This is a genomic window from Shinella agrisoli (assembly GCF_046557955.1).
Taxonomy (GTDB): domain Bacteria; phylum Pseudomonadota; class Alphaproteobacteria; order Rhizobiales; family Rhizobiaceae; genus Shinella.
In genome coordinates this window covers 506,252-525,152 of sequence record NZ_JBJIEP010000001.1, presented here as the reverse complement: position 1 = coordinate 525,152, position 18,901 = coordinate 506,252, and the positions used below count along the sequence as shown (strand labels likewise).

Sequence of the window (18,901 nt, the reverse complement as noted above, 5' to 3'; positions counted from 1 at the left end):
ATGGTGATGGTCAACCTGCCGACGGCGGGCGTCGACTTCCACGTGCCCTTCGGCGGACGCAAGGGCTCGTCCTACGGCCCGCGCGAGCAGGGCAAGTATGCGGCCGAGTTCTACACCACCGTCAAGACGGCCTATACCCTGGCGTGAGACGCGGCGGCAGCTGTGCCGTTCCGGCACGGTGGATGGGTTTGCCTCTTCGGTCTAAACCCATCCTTTTCCTTGCCGATCGATCCTTGCCGTTTGGCGGGAACCATGGCCGGCAGCTCAACCTTCCGTTTCGTGATGCCGGTCCATTCCCGGACCGGCCGCTGATTGGGAGGTTCTCATGTTTACAGCACAAAATGCAGTGTCGATCCCCAAATTCTCGGCGGCTTTGCTGGTCGCGGCGGTCCTTGCCGTCCCGGCCCACGGGTTCGCCCAGGAGCAGAGGGGCGGTCTCGGCGTCGGCGTCGGGGCCCGCCTCGGCAGCGTGAACGCCGGGGTCAATGCGACGGTCGGCGGCAGAAGCGGGCTCGCCGATGCGAGGGTCGGGGCAAGCGTTGGCGGGTCCCGCGGCGTCAATGCCGACGCCAGGGCGACGGTCGGCGGCTCGCGCGGTCTGGCGGATGCCGATGTCGATGCCACCGTGGGCGGACGCCGGGGCGTTGCGGCGAATGTGGATGCGACGGTCGGCGGTTCGCGCGGCCTGGTGGACGCCGATGTCGACGCCACCGTGGGCGGCCGCCGGGGCCTTCGGGCGAATGTGGATGCGACAGTCGGCGGCGACAGCCTGCTCGACGTGGATATCGGTCTCGGCCTGGGCAACAATAACGGCGTCAATCCGGGCAATCCGGGAGGCGGCGGCGACACCACCGGCCCGACCGGCCGGGACCGGGAAACCCTGCGCCAGTTCTCGCAGCTTTCCCGCAGCGAGCGCATGCAACTGATCAAGCGTTGCGGCACGATCAACAGCGGCGGCTACGACGCCGCGCTGGTGAAACTGTGTCGCCTGCTCCAGACGGCGTCCCGTTGAGATGAAGCGCGGCAGCCCTTGCGGCTGCCGCCTTCAGCTCTGGCTTTGCGACTGGCTCTGGCCGGCGGCCGGCTCCACCGTGATGGAGACGTGCATCGTTTCCGCCGCCTTGCCCATCACCATGCCGGAGACCGGCGCCGCATCCTTGTAGTCCAGGCCGGTGGAAAGGCGCACGTACCGCTCATCCGGGCAGATCTTGTTCGCCGCGTCGAAACCCACCCAGCCGAGGCCCTGCAGGTGCACGTCCGCCCAGGCATGGCTTGCCGTCTGCTCGGGCGCGTCCATCAACAGGTAGCCGGAGACGTAACGGGCCGGAATGCCGAGATGGCGCGCGGCGGAGATGAAGATATGCGCGTGGTCCTGGCACACGCCCTGCTTCTTCTCCAATGCCTGCTCGGCCGTCGTGTCGGAGGCGGTTTCGCCCGGCCTGTAGGCGACGGTCTCGTGGATCTTCGCCATGAGGTCGTGCATGCGCGCCAGTTCGTTGTCGCCGCCCGAAGCCTTGGCGAGGTCGCGGACCAGCTTGCCGGGCCTGGTCAGCGGCGTCTCGCGCAGATACAGCCAAAGCGGCACGAACCCCTGGTGCGGGCCGAAGACGCCCGCCCGGTCCTCCGTCTCCACCTCGCCCTCGGCGACGATGCGGATCGACACCTGCTCGGCATTGGTGCTGACGAGATCGACATGGTTGCCGAAATGGTCGGTATAGCCCGCTTCGAGGCGCGCGCCGTGCACGGTGGTCTTCCAGTCGCGCACGGTCTGGCCGGGCTGGTTCTTCGGCGTCAGCCGCAGCCGTTGCAGCGAGTACTGCACCGGATCGTCGTAATGGTACTCGGTCGTGTGGCTGATCTTCAGTCGCATCGTTCGCCCCCGGCCTAGCGATAGAAGCGGTAGCCCTCGGAGATCTCCTCCCCGAGGCGGTTGTTGTGCACGATGAACTCCTCGATGAATTCGTGGAGCCCCTGGTCCATGATGTCGTCCATGCTGCGGCTCCTGAGCAGCATCAGCGTTGCGGACGCCGTCTCGTGCGCCGCGTGGTTCTCGCCGTAGAGCTTGGCGAGATAGCCGAGATTGCTGACGATCTTGTCGTAGCTGTAGGCGAGCGAGCGGGGCATGCGGTCGTTGAGGATCAGGAAGTCCGCTATGTTGGCCGGCGAATAGTCGCCGTCGTAGACCCAGCTGTAGGAGCGGTGCGCCGAGACCGAGCGCAGGATCGATTCCCATTGCTTGTTGTCGAGCGAGGAGCCCACCTTGGCGATGGCCGGCAAGAGCACGTAGTACTTCACGTCGAGGATGCGCGCCGTGTTGTCCGCCCGCTCGATGAAGGTGCCGATGCGCGAGAAGTTGTAGATGTCGTCGCGCAGCATGGTGCCGTGGAAGGCGCCGCGGATGAGGCCGGTGCGCCGCTTGATCGTGTCGATGATCTCCGGCATGTCGGCGGGCTTGGCGCGCTTGGCGAGCACCTGCTTCAGCTCGATCCAGCACTCGTTGGTCGCTTCCCAGGTCTCGCGCGTCAGCGCCGTGCGCACCATGCGGGCATTGTTGCGCGCCGATTCGATGCAGGACATCACGCTCGACGGGTTCGCCCGGTCGCGCAAGAGGTAGTCGATGGCGTCCGCGCTCGTCAGCGTGTCGTGCACGGCGTCGAAGTCATCGCGCACGCCGGCGCTCTGCAACACGCCGTCCCAGTCCTCGTCGGAGGAGCCGGAGCGCGTCAGAGCCATGCGCAGGCCCGCGTCGATGAGGCGGGCGATGTTCTCGCCCCGCTCGATATAGCGGAACATCCAATAGAGGCCGTTTGCAGTTCGTCCCAGCATCGGCTCAGTCCTCCAGAACCCAGGTGTCCTTCGTGCCGCCGCCCTGGCTGGAGTTGACCACCAGCGAGCCTTCCTTCAGCGCCACGCGGGTCAGCCCGCCGGGAATGATCTGCACCTTGTCGGAAACGAGCACGTAGGGCCGAAGGTCGACGTGCCGGGGCGCAATGCCCTTGTTGACGAGGATGGGAACGGTGGAGAGGGAGAGCGTCGGCTGGGCGATGTAGTTCGCCGGCCGGCTTTTGAGCTTCTCGGCGAAGGCGGCGCACTCCTTCTTCGAGGCGGTGGGGCCTACGAGCATGCCGTAACCGCCGGAGCCGTGCACCTCCTTGACCACCAGTTCCTCTAGGTGTTCGAGCACGTATTTCAGGCTGTCTTCTTCCGAGCAGCGCCAGGTCGGCACGTTTTCCAGAAGCGCCTTGCGGCCCGTGTAGAACTCGACGATCTCGGGCATGTAGGAATAGATCGCCTTGTCGTCGGAAATGCCGGTGCCCGGCGCGTTGGCGATGGTGACGTTGCCGGCCTTGTAGACATCCATGATGCCCGGGATGCCGAGCGCGGAATCCGGCCGGAAGGTGAGGGGATCGAGGAAATCGTCGTCGACGCGGCGGTAGATGACGTCGATCGCCTCGTAGCCGCGGGTCGTGCGCATCTTCACCTTGCCGTCGACGACGCGCAGGTCCGAGCCCTCGACCAGCTCCACGCCCATCATGTCGGCGAGGAAGGCGTGTTCGTAATAGGCGGAGTTGAAGATGCCGGGCGTCAGGACGGCGACGCGCGGCTTGCCCGAACAGCCGGGCGGGGCGAGCGAGGCAAGGCTCTGGCGCAGGAGCTTGGGATAGTCCTCGACCGGGCGCACCTTGTTGAGATGGAACAGCTCCGGGAACATCTGCATCATGGTTTCCCGGTTTTCCAGCATGTAGCTGACGCCGGAAGGGGTGCGGGCATTGTCTTCCAGCACGTAGAACTGGTCTTCGCCGGTGCGCACGATGTCGGTGCCGACGATGTGGGTATAGACGCCGCCCGGCGGCTTGAAGCCGATCATCTGCGGCAGGAAGGCCTCGTTGCGCTCGATCAGCTCGCGCGGAACGCGCCCCGCCTTGATGATTTCCTGCTTGTGGTAGATGTCGTCGAGGAAGGCGTTGAGGGCGATGACCCGCTGCTCGATGCCCTGGGCGAGCTTGCGCCACTCTCGGCCGGAAATGATGCGGGGGATGATGTCGAAGGGGATGAGCTTTTCGGAACTGTCTGCGTGTCCGTAGACCGCGAAGGTGATGCCGGTTTTCCGGAAGAGGTTCTCGGCGTCCCTCGATTTGGCGATCAGGCGGGCCCGATCCTGTCTTTCATACCAGTCATGGTAGTTTTCGTATGGCTGCCGCGGGTTCGAGTCCGCGTTCATCATTTCATCAAATGCCAAAGGCGTGTTCCCCATTTTCTGCCATTTGAGTACAACATTCCGGGCAATGCAAGAACCATGCTCGATGAGCGGCCAAGAATTCTCACACCGCTTTGGGAAAGGCCGGAAGCGTCTGGAATCCCGCTTTCGGCGGTCCCGTCGCGATTACGGCAGCAGGTTTGCGGGCCGGGATCGCCGGGCAAGGTCTGCTGATTGCCTGCTGCGTGGGCAGATGCCGCAAAACTGATCCGCGCCGCCTTTCCTTGAACCTAAGCATCAAGGAAATTCCTTTGACCATCCGCGGCGGTGCGCCTATCGCTCGCGCACCGATTGTCCTTCCGCCGGAAGTCCCATGTCCCTCGATCGCCTGGCTCCGGCCATTTTCGTCCTGCTCTGGTCGACCGGCTGGGTCGTCGCCAAGTTCGCGACCGTCGTTTCCGAGCCGCTGACATTCCTCGCCATCCGCTATCTCGCCGCCGCCGTCCTTTTCGCCTGCCTGTGCCTCGCCTCGGGCGTCACCTGGCCGCGCGATGCGCGCACGGTCCTGCATGCCCTGGTCTCCGGCGCCTTCCTGCACGGCATCTATCTCGGCGCGGTGTGGTGGGCGATCGGCGAGGGCGTGCCGGCGGCGCTCTCTTCGATCATCGCGGCCCTCCAGCCGCTGATGACGGCGCTCGCGGCCCCCTTCTTCATCGGCGAGCGGCTGAGCACCTCGCAGAAGGCGGGGCTCTGTCTCGGCTTCCTTGGCGTCGTGCTCGCCGTCGTGCCGAAATTCTTCGGCCAGGGCGGCGTGGAAATCCCGGCCTTCGCGATCGTCGTCAACATGCTCGGCATGGCCGCCGTCACATACGGCACGATCTACCAGAAGCAATATCTGCACACGGGCGACATCCGCGCGATCGCCACGCTGCAATATGTCGGAGCGCTGATCGTCACCGTCCCCTTCGCGCTCGGGCTGGAAAGCCTGCACGTCGATTTCGGCTTCGCCTTCGCCGCGCTGCTCGCCTGGTCCGTGCTCGGCATCTCGATGGGGGCGATCCTGCTCCTGCTTTATCTCCTGCGCCGCGGGCAGGTCTCGCGTGCCGCCTCGCTCATCTACCTCGTCCCGCCCATCGCCGCCCTGCAGGCGGCCCTGATCTTCGGGGAGGAACTGACGGCGCCCATGATCCTCGGCACGGTGATCGCCGTGGCTGGCGTCTACCTCACCAACCGCAAGGACGTCGCGCCGGCGGAGTGATGCATCGACACCCGCAACATCAACCGCACAAACGAAAACGGCGAGCCGAAGCCCGCCGTTTCCTGTTCAACATCGCACCCGCTCACGCCTGTTCGCGGTGCTGGCCTTCCGGCCGGCGCGGCTTGCCGCGGTGGTGCGGGCGGGCGGGCTGGCCGCTGCCGCCGCCATGGTTGCGGTTCTGGCGTTCGCCCTGCTTCTGGGCCGGGCGGCCGTGCTGCGGGCGCTTGGCGCCTGCCGATGCACCGGCTTCTGCCTGCGCGCCGTCGCCGAAGGGCTGGCGCTGCGGGCGCTGGCCGGCGCGGCCGTTGCCGGAACGCTGGCCGCCGCCGCGGTTGTTGCGGCCCTTCTTCGACTTGCCGCCGGGGCCGGGCAGGCTTTCCGCCGGGGCCTCGCCGCTGGCCACGGCGATCTTGATGCCCATGAGCTTCTCGATGTCGCGCAGGAGGTGCGCTTCGTCCGGCGCGCAGAAGGCGATGGCAATGCCGTCGCGGCCGTTGCGGGCCGTGCGGCCGATGCGGTGGACGTAGGCGTCCGGCACTTCCGGCAGGTCGTAGTTGTAGACGTGGGTGACGCCCGGAATGTCGATGCCGCGGGCAGCGACGTCGGTGGCGACGAGGACGCGGACCTCGCCGTCACGGAACGCCTTCAGCGCACGTTCGCGCTGGCCCTGGCTCTTGTTGCCGTGGATCGAGGCGGCCTTGAAGCCGACGTGGTCGAGATGCTTCATCAGCTTCTCCGCGCCGTGCTTGGTGCGCGAGAAGACGAGCGAGAGGCCGTCCGGGTTGGCGGTGAGCGTCTGCTTGAGGATCTGCGTCTTCTGGTCCTTGCCGGGCACGAAGTGCACGTACTGCTCCACCTTGTCGGCGGCCTTGCCGGGCGGGGTGACCTCGACCTTCTTCGGGTTTACGAGGTACTCGCCGGCAAGCTCGGCGATGAGCTTGGGCATGGTGGCGGAGAAGAGCAGCGTCTGGCGGTTCTTCGGCACGAGCTTCGAGATCTTGCGCAGGTCGTGGATGAAGCCGAGGTCGAGCATCTGGTCGGCCTCGTCGAGCACGAGGTAGCGGGCCTGCGTCAGCGTCACCGCCTTGCGGGCGACGAGGTCGAGCAGGCGGCCGGGCGTGGCGACGAGGATGTCGGTGCCGCGCGAAAGCATCTCCGTCTGCTTGTTGATCGATGCGCCGCCGACGACGGTGACGACGCGCAGCGGCGTCTTCTTCACGAAGTCGCGCAGGTTGTCGGCGATCTGGTTCACCAGCTCGCGGGTCGGCGCGAGGATGAGGGCGCGGATGTTGCGCGGATCGGGGCGGCGGGCTTCGGCGAGGAGCTTTTCGATCATCGGCAGGCCGAAGGCGGCCGTCTTGCCGGTGCCGGTCTGGGCAAGGCCGATCAGGTCGCTGCCTTCCATGACGAGCGGGATGGCCTTTTCCTGGATGGGGGTCGCGGTGGCGAAGCCGAGCGTGGAAAGGGTGGCGACGATGGTCTTCGAGAGGCCGAGGTCGTGGAACGTGGTCAAATCAATACCTTTCGGGGGCGCCAAACGGTATCCGCCGGAACGCACCATGCGCTTCCGGTTTCGTCTGGCGTCAAGAACCCCGCGTGAATTGGGAACTTGTGGGTTGGATTGTCGTCTCGCGCAGTCTTCCGCCGTGGTTCGGCAGGTCAGTCTCTTGCGCTTCTCCTTCTCGCGTCCCGGTCTCGGGAGATCGCTGGGCTCGCTCACGCGGCGGCCGAAGGGCGACGCTGGCATCCATGTCGTTGTTTCGCCCTGAAAAGTCAAGCGCTAGTTTTCGCGAGTGCGAAGGAAGGCGCCTTCGGCCGGATGGCATGGTGTCCGTGCGGCATCGAAATCCGGCGTCCGGCGCGAAATGTGCTCCGCCATCTGCCTGACCAGTCCGGGATGCAGCGATAGGGGGCCTTGTGCCTTTCCAACAGCTTCATGATGCGTGCCACCCGGAACATGCCGCCGATCGTTGCGTTGGATCAGCACGCATCCTGCCACAATCCTGTTGGATGCTCTTCGACGCAGAGCGATCTGCGTATCCGTGAACCTTGCTACGGGAGTGAAACATGACCGCTACGACTTGGATTCTCGCCGCCGACGGTAACCAGGCCCGCCTGCTCAAGGGGGTGAACCTGTTGAAGGATGGCCAGCAGAGCCCCGAGCAGGAGGTCTTTCGCTTGGAACCGAAGAAGGCGCAGGACATCATGGCCGACAAGCCCGGCCGCAGCTATTCCTCGGTCGGCCACGGCCGCTCCGCCATGGAATATACCAGCGACCCGGTGCGCGAGGAGCAACAGAAGTTCACCGCCGAAGTCGCCGGCCGCATCGATGACTATGCCGCCGAAGGCGCGTTCGACCGGCTCGTCGTCTGCGCCGCGCCGCAGACGCTGGGCGACCTGCGCAACAAGCTCTCGGATCGCACCCGTACGCTGACCATGGCTGAGATCGACAAGAACTTTTCCAACCTGCCGACGGACAAGCTGATCTCGTCCGTCCGTTCGATCATGTTCGACGCCTGACCGGGCTCAGAAATCGGTCAGAACGCCGCCCTCTTCCTTGCGCCTTGCGACGAACGCGTCCAGTTCGTCCTCGATCGCCGGGTCGAGCGGCGGCCTTTCATAGGCATTCAGCCTTTCCTTGAAGACCCGGTTGGCATGGTCGTAGGTGGTCGGCCGGCCGGCTTCCGTCCATGTCTCGAAGTTGCGCCAGTCGGAAAGGATCGGCGAATAGAACGCGGTCTCGTAGCGCGCCAGCGTGTGCGGCGTGCCGAAGAAATGACCGCCAGGCCCGACGTCGCGCACCGCCTCGATGCCCAGGGCATCGGCGCTGACGTCGAGCGGCGTCAGGTATTCCGCCACCATCTGCAGCATGTCGACGTCGAGGATGAACTTCTCGAAGGAGGCGGTCAACCCGCCCTCCGCCCAGCCGGCCGCATGCATGATGAAATTGCCGCCGCCCTGGGTCAGCGCCCAGAGGGAGAAGGCGGATTCGTAGGCCGCCTGCGCATCCAGCGTGTTGGAGGCATTGGTGTTGGAGGTGCGGTAGGGGATGTTGTACTTGCGGGCGAGCTGTCCGCCGGCGATCACCGCCTTCATGTATTCCGGCGTGCCGAAGGCGGGCGCGCCCGTCTTCATGTCGACGTTCGAGGTGAAGCCGCCGTACATGACCGGCGCGCCCTTCCTCACCATCTGCGTGAAGGCGATGCCCGCCAGCGCCTCGGCATTCTGCTGCACCACCGCCCCCGCGATCGTCACCGGGGCCATCGCCCCGGCGAGCGTGAAGGGCGTCACCACCACGACCTGGCCCCGCGCGGACATTTCGATGATGCCCTGCAGCATCGGCCCGTCGAGGCGCAGCGGCGAGGAGGTGTTGATGATGGTGAAGAGCGAGGGCTCGCGCTCCATCTGTTCCATGGAGATGCCGCGGCCGATGCGCGCGATCTCGATGCCGTCGAGATTGCGCTGCCTGCCGAGCGAATAGACGTGGAACACCTTGTCGGTCAGCTTCACGAGATCCGACAGGCAGTCGAGGTGGCGGATCGAGGCGTGGATGTCGACCGGCTCGACCGGATAGCCGCCGGTCGTGTGGATCACGTCGTAGGACTGGGCGAGCTTGACGAGCTTGCGGAAGTCCTCCTGGTTCCCCGCGCGCCGGCCGCCCTCGCGGTCCGAGACGAAGGGCGCGGAGGCGACCTGCGCGAAGACGAGGTTGTTGCCGCCGATCTCGACATTGCGCACCGGGTTGCGGGCGTGCATGGTGAAACCTGGCGGCACGCAGGCCATCATCTCCATGATAAGCCCGCGGTCGAAGCGCACCCGGTCCGTGCCGGGCGTCACCTCGGCGCCCGCCGCCTTCATGCGCTCGCGCGCCTCCGGCAGGATGATGTCCATGCCGATCTCCTCGAGGATCGTCAGGGAGGCCTGGTGGACCGCCTCCAGGGCGTCCTGCGAGAGCACGGCGGACCTGGCGGTCGTGTTGACGAGATTGAGGTATTTCGAGGCGGCGGGTGCGCGCCGCATGCGCTCCGCGCCGCGCCCGCCGCTTCTGCGCCGGCGCTCGACGGGGACCTCGCCCGCGGCGGCTTCCGGTTGTTCGAGGTGATTTTCGAGCTTGATCACGTCACCCATATGCAGCGCCGCCCCGGTCTGGTTTGCCTCTCCTCCTTGTCGCATATCCTTGGCCGCGATGCCCCGCCATTTGCGACAGGCGCGTGCCCTCGTGGATAAGAGGCCCCTCCACTCAAGTTCCGGCAACGAACGGTTAACCATCCGTTCAAGGATTGATGATACTCCCCGAGGCGTATGAATCTCTCCCTCCGTCCCGCTTCGGGGAGCGCTTGGCGTGGCTGAATCTCAAGACGAATTGCTGGTGGCGGCTTGTGCGCGCGTTCGCGCGCATCCGCACCCGGCCTACGTCAAGAGCAGCGAGCTGCGCTATCTGGCGGTGAACGAGGCCTATGCGCGCCTCTTCGGCCATGCTCCAGCGGAGATGATCGGCCTTCGCAGCGACGAGGTCGGCGAACCCCTCGGCCACGGCGACCGGGACGACTCGGAGCGCCGGTGCCTGATCTTCGGCAGTCCCGAGCGCGCCCGCTATGTCCACCCCTTCGGCGGGGGCAGCTTCGACATCGCCTTGAAGCGCGAGCGGGTTTCTCCGACGCTCTCCATCCTCGTGGGCCTCTTCTCGCCGGCCGTCGAGACGCCGGCGGCGAAGGGCCTTGCGGTCGCCAACACGAACGGCGGCGCCGATCCGCCGGCCGCTGCCATGCAGGCGGACCGCGGCCTCGTCGGGCATGTCGAAGGGGCGCTCGATGCGGTGGGGACGGGCGTCGCCGTCTTCGGCGCCGACGACCGTCTGCGCTATGCCACCCGCGGCATGCGGGAGTTCCTGCGCGGGCTCGTCGGCGCGCTTGCGGACGGCCCTGTCAGCCTTGCCGCCGTCGCCGAGGCCCTGCACGACATCGAAGCGGGGCGCAAGCCGGCCGCCGAGCGCGAGCGCTGGGTCGCCGCCCGCCTCGCCAGCTATGACCTGCCGCTCCACGAATCCGTCGTCCGCCTTGCCGGCGGCTGGGTGCGCATCGTCACGCAGCGGCAGGAAGACGGCGCCCTCGTCATGCTTCGCCTGGACGTGACGGCGCTGAAGGAAAGCGAAGGGCGGCTGAAGCAGCATTCGCAGGAGATCAGCCTCTATCGAGCGCTGCTCGACGAGCTGCCGGTCGCAAGCTTCATGCGCGACGAGAACCAGCGCATGATCTTCGCCAACCGGGCCTATGTCGAGCTGACCGGCCGCAAGCCGGAAGAGCTTGTCGGCCTCACCACGCTCGAAATGTACCCGGAGCAGGGCAAGGCGTTCCACGAGCAGTACCAGTTCGTGCTCGACACCGGCGAACTGCTGGAGACCGAGATCGAGCACATCCGCCCGGACGGAACCGTCCTGCCGTCGATCTCGCGGCTCCACCGCGTCACGACGCTCGACGAGAAGAGCTACCTGATCGGCTCGATCACCGACACGACGGTGCTGAGGAAACGCGAGGACCAGCTGATCGAGGCGCAGCGCCAGGCGGAGGCGGCCAAGGCCGACCTGGAAAGCGTCGTGGAATCGCTTCCCGTCGGCATCGTCGTCGTGGAGGAGACGGGCAATATCGAGCTGGTGAACGGCGCCTTCGAGGAACTGTGGGCCGGCGCGCTGCCGCCGATGAAGGGACGGCCGCTGGACGACCTCCTGCGTTTCCAGCAGGCGCAGGGTGGCATCTGCGGGGACGGCGGTCCCTATCCCGAGGGTTACGAGCAGCGCCTTGCCGGCATTCGCGCCGGAGAAATGCCCGTGCGCGAGGTTGCCTATGCCAACGGCCGGACGGTGATCGAGGCGGGCTGCGCGGTGTCCGGCGGCCGCTGCCTCCTGACCTATATCGACATTACCGAGCGGCGCGAACGCGAGCGGGAGGTCCTCAAGACCCGCAGCGCCCTCGAAGAGGTCGGCAGTCTCGTCAAGGACGCGGTCTCCTCGATGAGCCAGGGATTGCTGATCCTGGAGGACGGCGCGGTGGTGCTCTCCAACGAGGCGCTCTGCACGATGATCGCCGTGCCGCCGCACCTGCTTCAGCCCGGCGCGCGCGTCGACGACATCCTGCAAAGCTGCATCGATCGGAAGATACCCGGCTTCCTCGGCGAGGAGCCGGTCGACGCCCGTGAATTCGGCCGGATCCTCTTCACCGGCAAGCCGGCCTCGCTGACGGTGTTCAGCGGCTACAAGCGCTGGCTGCGACTCGACGTGACGCCGACGAGCCGCGGCCGCAGTGTCATCGTCTTCTCGGACATCACCGATCTCAAGAGCCGCGAGGACGAGCTGCGCCGGCTCGTCACCCGCGCCGAGACGGCGGACAAGGCGAAGTCGGAGTTCCTGGCCAACATGAGCCATGAAATCCGCACGCCCATGAACGGCGTGCTCGGCATGGCCGAGCTGCTCGCCAAATCCAATCTCGATACGCGCCAGAAGACCTTCATCGACATCATGGTGAAGTCCGGCAACGCGCTGCTGACGATCATCAACGACATCCTCGACTTCTCCAAGATCGACGCGGGCCAGATGACGCTGCGCGACGTCGCCTTCAGCCCCGTCGAGGCGATCGAGGACGTGGCGACGCTGCTGTCGGCCAAGGCCGCGGAAAAGGACATCGAGCTCGTCGTGCGCGGCGCGGCCAACATGCCGGCGGCCGTGATGGGCGATGCCGGCCGCTTCCGCCAGATCGTCACCAACCTGGTCGGCAATGCCGTCAAGTTCACCGACCGCGGCCACGTGCTGATCGACCTCGCCTCGCATGACACCGAGGGCGGCGTCGAGCTCGTCATCCGCGTCGAGGACACCGGCGCGGGCATCCCGGCCGAGAAAATGGAATCGATCTTCGAGAAGTTCTCGCAGGTCGATGCGTCCTCCACACGCCGGCACGAGGGCACGGGCCTCGGCCTTGCCATCACCGAGGGCCTGACGCGCCTTTTCGGTGGCACGCTGACGGCAGCGAGCGAGGTCGGCAAGGGATCGGTCTTCACGGTGCGGCTGCCGATGGCGCTTGCCGCCGCCTCGCTGCCGGCCCGCATCGTGCCGGCGAGGACGTCGGGTGCGCGCATCCTCGTCGTCGATGCGCACGACCTTTCCCGCAAGGCCGCGCACGACATGCTGCTCGACTGGGGGTTCGACGCCACGGCGGTCGGTTCCGAAACGGAAGCTCTCGCCGTGCTTGCCGCGGCGGCCGACATGGGCGTTGCGGTGGATGCCATCCTCCTCGACTACCGGCCGGACCATTCGCCCGGCTTCGTGCGTTCGCTGCGCGAGGGCGCCGCGACCGCCGGCATCTCGCTCATCGTGCTCACCTCCATGAACCTGCCGGCGGAGGATCCGCTGCTCTCCTCGCAGGATATCCAGGCCCACCTCATGAAGCCGGTTCGCGCCGATCTCCTGCGTGAGACGGTCTGCGAGGTGCTGCGCGCGATGCGGGCTCCGAAGGGCTCCTCGGGCGCGGGCGAGGGCAAGGTCCTCCCGCTTCGTCCGCACACGGCGGCGCCGGCCGCCGCCGACGGCGGGGCGCTGGACGTGCTGGTCGCCGAGGACAACGAGGTGAACCAGATCCTCTTTACCCAGATGCTGACGGCATCGGGACTGCATTTCCGCATTGTCGGCAACGGCGCGGAGGCGATCGAGGCCTACCGTGCGAGCCGTCCCGGCATGGTCCTGATGGACATGTCCATGCCGGTGATGAACGGCCTTCAGGCGAGCCGGGCGATCCGCGAACTCGAAAGCGGCACCGGCCGGCGCGTGCCGATCGTCGCCGTGACCGCGCATGTGCTCGACGGCGACCGCGAGGAATGCCTTGCCGCCGGCATGGACGACTACCTGACGAAGCCGATCAGCATTGAGAAGCTGGAGGAAAAGATCGACCGCTGGCTGAGGCGCGCAAAGGCCAAGCCGGCGAGCGCCACGCAGCATTGAGCGCCGCCATACGCCCTGCCGGAACGCGCTAGGCTACCGGCTTTTCCCCGCACAGCATTTCGCGCTTTCGGGCAAAGCCCGGCCGGCGCTCGACCATAAAACCCGCGGCGGTAAGGTTGCGCCGCACGAAGCCCGCCGCCGCGTAGGTCGCGAAGCGTCCGCCGGGAGCGGTGAGGCGGAAGACCTCGGCCATCAGCTCCGCCGACCACATGTCCGGGTTGCGGGAAGGGGCAAACCCGTCGAGATACCAGGCGTCGAAGGGCGTTTCCTCCCGGGCGAGGCTTTCCAGCGCAGCGCCGCAGACGACGGTGAGGCGGACGCGCGGCTCCAGGTCGATCTCGACACGGCCCGCCGGCGCATCCGGCCATGCGGCGGTGAGGATCGCGCGTTCCCGGTCGATCTCCGGCCAGTGCGAGAGGGCACGGCCGATGTCGCCGCGCGCCATCGGGAAGCGCTCGAAGGAGGTGAAGCGGAGGCTCGCTCCCTCCGGCGCCGTCATCCGCCATTGCCGCCAGGTCTCGCAGAGGTTGAGGCCGGTGCCGAAGCCGAGCTCGGCGATGCGGAAGGGACCCCCGCGCTGCCAGCGATGCGGCAGGCCGTTGCCGGCAATAAAGACATGGCCGCATTCCAGGCGCCCGTCGCTGCGGCAATAAAAGTGGTCGTCAAACGTGCGGGAATAGGGCATATCGCCCTCGTGCCAGTCGAGGGCCGCTTCGGTCCGGGATGCGTTTTCAGGATTGCGGTCAGCCATGGCAGATGCCGATAGTCGCGTGAAGGCCGCCGGTCAACCGGCCGTGGACCTCCTCGTCGCCGGCGGCGGGGTCATGGGCCTCTGGACCGCGCTCTTCGCCGGCCGCGAGGGGCTTTCCGTCCGCCTCGTCGAGAAGAGGAACATCGGCGCCGGGGCCAGCGGCGGCGTGCTGGGCGCGCTGATGCCGCACCTGCCGGACCGCTGGAACGCCAAGAAGGCCTTCCAGTTCGAGGCGCTGGTCTCGCTCGAAGCGGAAGTAGCGGCGCTGGAGAGCGAAACCGGGCTTTCCACCGGTTACCGCCGCTCCGGCCGCCTCATCCCGCTGGCAAAGCCCCATAACCGCGACATCGCGCTCGGCCATGCGCAGGATGCCCTTTCCGCATGGCGCACGCCCGGCCGTGCCTTCGCCTTCGAGGTGCTGGACGCCGCGCCCGTTGCCGGCTGGCCGGCCGCGGCGGCGATGGAATGCGGGCTCGTCCGCGACCATCTTGCCGCCCGCCTTGCGCCGCGCCGGCTGCTTGCCGCGTTGCGGGCCGCGCTCGACCGGCTGGCCAATGTCACGGTTGTCGAGGATGTCGGCGTTGCGGCGATCGACCCGGCCGCCGGCATCGCCGTCCTCGGCGACGGCAGCCGCCTCGCATTCGGCAATTGTGTTCTTGCGGCCGGGGTCGAGACCTTCGCCTTGCTCTTCCCCCTCGGCCCGCCGCTTGACAGGCCGGTCGGCTCGGCGGTGAAAGGACAGGCCGCCCTGCTCAAGGCGGCGGTCGATCCGTCGCTTCCGGTGATTTTCGCGGACGGCCTCTACATCGTGCCGCATGAAAACGGGCTGGTGGCCGTCGGAAGCACCAGCGAAAACCGATTTGCCGACCCGAGGAGCACGGATGGGCTTCTCGACGCCCTGATCGGAAAAGCGCGGCGGATGGCGCCGGTCCTGGCGGATGCACCCGTCGTCGAACGCTGGGCCGGCCTGCGGCCGAAAGCGATCGGCCGCGACCCGATGGTCGGCCGCCATCCGGACCACGCAAATCTCAGCCTGATGACGGGAGGCTTCAAGGTGAGCTTCGGCCTTGCGCATGCCCTGGCGCGCGCCCTGCTCGACGAAATCGAGGGCGGCACGCTCGCCGTGCCGCCCTCGTTCACCATCGCGGCCCACTTCGAGGAAGCCGGACGAATCTAGGCCCTCTTAAACCCAATAGGGCGGAACGCCGTAATAGTCGTGGATCACCTTGCCGTTGCGGCGGTTCCATTCGTATTCGGCATCGCTTTCATAGTGCGGCGCGCTCTCGACCTGCTCCTTCGTCACGTCGACGCGGTAGCCGCCGAGGCCTTCGTCGTAGTTCAGCTTGCTCCAGGGCAGCGGATAATGGTCGTGGCCGATGCCGAGGAAGCCGCCGAAGCTGAGAACCGCATAGGAGACGCGGCCGCTGCGCTTGTCGAGGATCAGGCGCTCGACCGAGCCGATATGCTTGCCGTCGGCGCCATAGACCGCGGTTCCCTCGACCTTGTCGCTGGCGATCAGCTCCTGGGTTTCGCGAATGTTTGCGTCCTGCATGACCATAGGTGTTTCTCCTTGCATGTGATGGACAGGAAACGGGCGCAGGCGGTAATGGTTCCTGTGTGAGGTTATGCACCGGATTCAATTCGGTTTCCGACCGTCCGGTGCTACGGTTTCCGCCATTCCCGAGGTGATTGAATGACCGAGAAGACTTATCCGCGCGACCTGATCGGCTATGGCCGCAATCCGCCGAAAGTGCGCTGGCCGGGCGATGCCAACATCGCCGTGCAGTTCGTGGTGAACTACGAGGAGGGCGGCGAAAGCTGCATCCTCGACGGCGATCCGGCATCGGAATGCCTGCTCTCGGAGATCGTCGGCGCGCAGCCCTGGGCCGGCCAGCGCAACCTCAACATGGAATCGATCTACGAATACGGCGCGCGCGCCGGCTTCTGGCGCCTGCACCGGCTCTTCACCAGCCGAAACGTCACCACCACCGTCTACGGCGTGACGCTTGCCATGGCCCGCAACCCGGAAGCCGTCGCCGCGATGAAGGAAGCCGGCTGGGAGATCGCCAGCCACGGCTACCGCTGGCTGGAATACAAGGATTTCCCGGAGGAGAAGGAGCGCGAGCACATCCGCGAGGCCGTGCGCCTGCACAAGGAACTGACCGGCTCCCACCCGCTCGGCATGTACCAGGGCAAGCCCTCGGCCAACACGCTGCGCCTCGTCATGGAGGAGGGCGGTTTCGTCTATTCCTCCGATTCCTATGCGGACGACTTGCCCTACTTCGTTCCCGGCCTTGACGGCGAGCCGTTCCTCATCATCCCCTATACGCTGGAGACGAACGACATGCGTTTCGCCACCGCGCAGGGCTTCAACGCCGGCGACCAGTTCTTCAACTACCTGAAGGACGCCTTCGACGTGCTCTACCAGGAGGGCGAGGAGGGCAGCCCGAAGATGCTAAACATCGGCCTGCACTGCCGCCTCGTCGGCCGGCCGGGGCGCGCCGCCGCGCTCGCCCGCTTCGTAGATTACGTGCTCGGCCACGAGAAGGTGTGGATACCGCGCCGCATCGACATCGCGCGCCACTGGATCGACAACCACCATCCGTCGAAGGGCAGGGACGCATGATCGACCGCGCCGATTTCCTCGCCCGCTTCGGCGGCGTCTTCGAACACTCGCCCTTCATCGCCGAGCGGGCGCTCGATGCCGGCACCGTCCCGCTGCCGCTGACGGCGAAGGGCGTGCATGCCGCGCTGACGGACGCCTTCCGCAAGGCGAGCCGGGCAGAGCAGCTCGGCGTGCTCACCGCCCACCCGGACCTTGCCGGCAGGCTGGCGATCGCCGGCGAACTGACCGAGGACAGCCGCAGGGAGCAGGCGGGCGCCGGCCTCGACCGGTTGAGCCCGGCCGAGCATGCCCGCTTCACGGAACTCAACGCCGCCTATACGGAAAAATTCGGCTTCCCCTTTATCATCGCCGTGAAGGGGCTTACCAAGGACGATATCCTCGCGGCCTTCGAGGCCCGCATCGGCAATACGGCCGAAGAGGAGTTCGAGACCGCGAAGAACGAGGTGGAGCGCATCGCGCTCCTGAGATTGAAGGCTGCCCTCCCCGGAGATTGACAATGCCCGACCACCAACGACCGCCCTTCCTCTCCCCGGGAGGGCTGTCCGATGGCTGAAAGACTGACGATCCAGCCTTTGACCCAGCAGGCCTTCGCACCGTTCGGTTCGGTGATCGAGGCCGATCCCGCCGCGATGCGCCATATCAACGGCGGCACGACGGAGCGCTATCATGCGCTCGCCGAAGCCGAGGCCGTCGGCGAGGACGCCCGGGTCGTCATCAACATCTTCCGCGGCAGCCCGCGCGCCTTCCCCTATGAGGTCGGCATGATGGAACGCCACCCCTTCGGCAGCCAGAGCTTCTCGCCGCTCGACGACCGGCCCTGGCTCGTCGTGGTGGCCGGGGACGAGGGCGGCAGGCCCGGCAGGCCGCAGGTATTCCGCGCCGGCGGGCGGCAGGGCGTCAACTACCGCCGCAACGTCTGGCACCATCCGCTGATCGCCGTCGGCGCCGTCAGCGACTTCCTCGTCGTCGACCGCCTCGGCGGCGGCGTCAACCTGGAAGAATATTTCTTCGACACCCCCTTCATCATCGACGAACCCTGAGAGGGAGCCATGAACAAGCCCGGCCGCCTGACGACCCATGTCCTCGACACCGCGCTCGGCAAGCCCGCCGCGGGCCTGAAGATCGACCTCTACTGGATCGAGAACGAGGAGCGCCAGCACATCACCACCGTCACGACGAACGGCGACGGCCGGGTGGACGGAGCACTGGTCGAAGGGGTGGGCTTCATGGCCGGCACCTACGAGCTCGTCTTCCATGCCGGGGACTACCTGCGCGCCGGCGGCGCGGCGCTGCCGGAGCCCGCGTTTCTCGACCGCATCCCGCTGCGCTTCGGCGTGGCGGACCCGGCAAGCCACTACCACGTCCCGCTGCTGCTTTCACCCTACGGCTACTCGACCTATCGCGGCAGCTGATCTATCAGGCCGCCTCGTCATATACGATGGATGAGGCGGCGCCCGCGCGAAGCGTGTCGATGACCGCTAATAGCAGCGATTTGTTTGGATAGGCGTCGGACGTGAACAGTACCTCGCTGTTCACCTTGAAGCGGAATCGATAGGCACCGTTCATGTCCTTGTAAATCTCGAAACGCGCCGAGGTTCCGGAGCGCGTGGGAGCTTGCTGTTCGCTGCGGAATTGCGACGCCTCTTGCGGACTCGGCGCATCGATTGGAAAATGCTCCGCCTCATAAGCATCGACGAGGGTCGCCAGAATCTCCAGCCGGTCGCCTGCAGGGGTGCCCGTGGCCGTTCCCCAGAGTGCTTTCATCTCGGCAAGCGCATCCTCGTAGTCCTGCGAGGAACGGATCGGTTTTAGATCAGCCATCGTACTCCACCTTCGATACGTCTATCCTATCATACTCGTTGTGGGTTCCAATCCACTTGATCCAGACGATCTGTTTGTCGAAGTCGATGGCCACCACCAAGCGGTAGGCGTTGCCTTTGATGTTGAAGACGATGCGTTCGGCGTTGACGATGCTGGCGGTCGCATAAAGCCGCTTGACGTACCGGAGGTCTCCCATCGAGCCGTGCGAACCTCGTGGAACCAGGCGTTGAGCGCGCTTTCGACGGCTTTGCAATCCTTGTGCC

Annotated in this window: 19 protein-coding genes; 10 read left to right on the top strand and 9 right to left on the bottom strand. The window is 66.4% G+C overall.

The annotated features are described in order from the left end of the window. On the top strand, positions 1–147 hold a 147-nt coding region (locus tag ACIIOY_RS02530), incomplete at its 5' end, for an aldehyde dehydrogenase family protein (RefSeq protein ID WP_411033051.1). Positions 148–325: 178 nt separating this feature from the next. Then, complete coding sequence (locus ACIIOY_RS02525; protein ID WP_411033029.1) at positions 326–1,012, top strand: hypothetical protein; 687 nt, start codon at positions 326–328, stop codon at positions 1,010–1,012. Positions 1,013–1,045: 33 nt separating this feature from the next. Here ACIIOY_RS02525 and ACIIOY_RS02520 read toward each other — a convergent pair whose 3' ends face one another. Genes ACIIOY_RS02520 through ACIIOY_RS02510 form a run of 3 tightly spaced genes read right to left on the bottom strand, consistent with a single transcriptional unit; the run spans position 1,046 to position 4,225 of the window. Beyond that, the gene (locus ACIIOY_RS02520) at positions 1,046–1,870 is read right to left on the bottom strand and encodes a transglutaminase family protein (RefSeq protein ID WP_411033028.1); all 825 of its coding nucleotides are present in this window, start codon (positions 1,868–1,870) and stop codon (positions 1,046–1,048) included. A 14-nt stretch (positions 1,871–1,884) separates the two neighbouring features. Next, a complete protein-coding gene (locus ACIIOY_RS02515; RefSeq protein WP_411033027.1) occupies positions 1,885–2,826 on the bottom strand; it encodes an alpha-E domain-containing protein in 942 nt (313 codons plus the stop codon). 4 nt (positions 2,827–2,830) lie between these two features. Continuing rightward, positions 2,831–4,225 carry a circularly permuted type 2 ATP-grasp protein gene (locus ACIIOY_RS02510; protein WP_411033050.1) on the bottom strand — a complete coding sequence of 465 codons (1,395 nt, stop codon included), beginning with the start codon at positions 4,223–4,225 and terminating at the stop codon, positions 2,831–2,833. Positions 4,226–4,571: 346 nt separating this feature from the next. On the opposite strand from ACIIOY_RS02510, the gene ACIIOY_RS02505 reads away from it, so the two are divergent. Further along, positions 4,572–5,456, top strand: a complete 885-nt coding sequence (locus ACIIOY_RS02505; protein ID WP_411033026.1) for a DMT family transporter — start codon at positions 4,572–4,574, stop codon at positions 5,454–5,456. Positions 5,457–5,538: 82 nt separating this feature from the next. On the opposite strand, the gene ACIIOY_RS02500 is transcribed toward ACIIOY_RS02505, so the two are convergent. After that, positions 5,539–6,969 (bottom strand): DEAD/DEAH box helicase, encoded by a 1,431-nt coding sequence (locus ACIIOY_RS02500; RefSeq protein ID WP_411033025.1) that lies wholly within the window; start codon positions 6,967–6,969, stop codon positions 5,539–5,541. 554 nt (positions 6,970–7,523) lie between these two features. Here ACIIOY_RS02500 and ACIIOY_RS02495 point away from each other — a divergent pair. Beyond that, a complete protein-coding gene (locus tag ACIIOY_RS02495) occupies positions 7,524–7,976 on the top strand; it encodes a host attachment protein (protein ID WP_411033024.1) in 453 nt (150 codons plus the stop codon). Between the two features lie 6 nt (positions 7,977–7,982). Here the strand turns inward: ACIIOY_RS02495 and ACIIOY_RS02490 are convergent, their stop codons facing one another. Continuing rightward, positions 7,983–9,584: a trimethylamine methyltransferase family protein gene (locus ACIIOY_RS02490; protein ID WP_411033023.1), complete on the bottom strand. Its 1,602-nt coding sequence runs from the start codon at positions 9,582–9,584 to the stop codon at positions 7,983–7,985. 214 nt (positions 9,585–9,798) lie between these two features. Between ACIIOY_RS02490 and ACIIOY_RS02485 the strand changes: the two genes are divergently transcribed. Then, positions 9,799–13,440 (top strand): PAS-domain containing protein, encoded by a 3,642-nt coding sequence (locus ACIIOY_RS02485; protein ID WP_411033022.1) that lies wholly within the window; start codon positions 9,799–9,801, stop codon positions 13,438–13,440. 28 nt (positions 13,441–13,468) lie between these two features. Here ACIIOY_RS02485 and mnmC2 read toward each other — a convergent pair whose 3' ends face one another. Further along, a complete protein-coding gene (gene mnmC2 / locus ACIIOY_RS02480) occupies positions 13,469–14,191 on the bottom strand; it encodes a tRNA (5-methylaminomethyl-2-thiouridine)(34)-methyltransferase MnmC2 (protein WP_411033021.1) in 723 nt (240 codons plus the stop codon). On the opposite strand from mnmC2, the gene ACIIOY_RS02475 reads away from it, so the two are divergent. Then, on the top strand, positions 14,190–15,368 hold the full coding sequence (locus ACIIOY_RS02475; protein ID WP_411033020.1) for an NAD(P)/FAD-dependent oxidoreductase: 1,179 nt from the start codon (positions 14,190–14,192) through the stop codon (positions 15,366–15,368). The genes mnmC2 and ACIIOY_RS02475 overlap by 2 nt on opposite strands. A 6-nt stretch (positions 15,369–15,374) precedes the next feature. Here ACIIOY_RS02475 and ACIIOY_RS02470 read toward each other — a convergent pair whose 3' ends face one another. Then, positions 15,375–15,767 (bottom strand): PRC-barrel domain-containing protein, encoded by a 393-nt coding sequence (locus ACIIOY_RS02470; RefSeq protein ID WP_411033019.1) that lies wholly within the window; start codon positions 15,765–15,767, stop codon positions 15,375–15,377. A gap of 117 nt (positions 15,768–15,884) precedes the next feature. Between ACIIOY_RS02470 and puuE the strand changes: the two genes are divergently transcribed. The 4 genes from puuE to uraH are packed head-to-tail and all read left to right on the top strand — an operon-like array spanning position 15,885 to position 18,229. Continuing rightward, a complete protein-coding gene (gene puuE, locus ACIIOY_RS02465) occupies positions 15,885–16,817 on the top strand; it encodes an allantoinase PuuE (RefSeq protein WP_411033018.1) in 933 nt (310 codons plus the stop codon). Next, the gene (gene uraD / locus ACIIOY_RS02460) at positions 16,814–17,311 is read left to right on the top strand and encodes a 2-oxo-4-hydroxy-4-carboxy-5-ureidoimidazoline decarboxylase (protein ID WP_411033017.1); all 498 of its coding nucleotides are present in this window, start codon (positions 16,814–16,816) and stop codon (positions 17,309–17,311) included. The genes puuE and uraD overlap by 4 nt, the downstream gene beginning before the upstream one ends. 51 nt (positions 17,312–17,362) lie before the next feature. Continuing rightward, positions 17,363–17,857, top strand: a complete 495-nt coding sequence (locus tag ACIIOY_RS02455) for an ureidoglycolate lyase (protein WP_411033016.1) — start codon at positions 17,363–17,365, stop codon at positions 17,855–17,857. Positions 17,858–17,866: 9 nt separating this feature from the next. After that, the gene (gene uraH, locus ACIIOY_RS02450) at positions 17,867–18,229 is read left to right on the top strand and encodes a hydroxyisourate hydrolase (RefSeq protein WP_411033015.1); all 363 of its coding nucleotides are present in this window, start codon (positions 17,867–17,869) and stop codon (positions 18,227–18,229) included. Between the two features lie 4 nt (positions 18,230–18,233). Here uraH and ACIIOY_RS02445 read toward each other — a convergent pair whose 3' ends face one another. Together ACIIOY_RS02445 and ACIIOY_RS02440 are read right to left on the bottom strand one after the other, a co-directional pair. Next, entirely contained in the window at positions 18,234–18,638 is a 405-nt protein-coding gene (locus tag ACIIOY_RS02445; protein WP_411033014.1) for a hypothetical protein, read from the bottom strand. Continuing rightward, the gene (locus ACIIOY_RS02440) at positions 18,631–18,834 is read right to left on the bottom strand and encodes a type II toxin-antitoxin system HigB family toxin (protein ID WP_411033013.1); all 204 of its coding nucleotides are present in this window, start codon (positions 18,832–18,834) and stop codon (positions 18,631–18,633) included. Before ACIIOY_RS02440 ends, ACIIOY_RS02445 begins: the two co-directional genes overlap by 8 nt. Positions 18,835–18,901 lie beyond the last annotated feature (67 nt).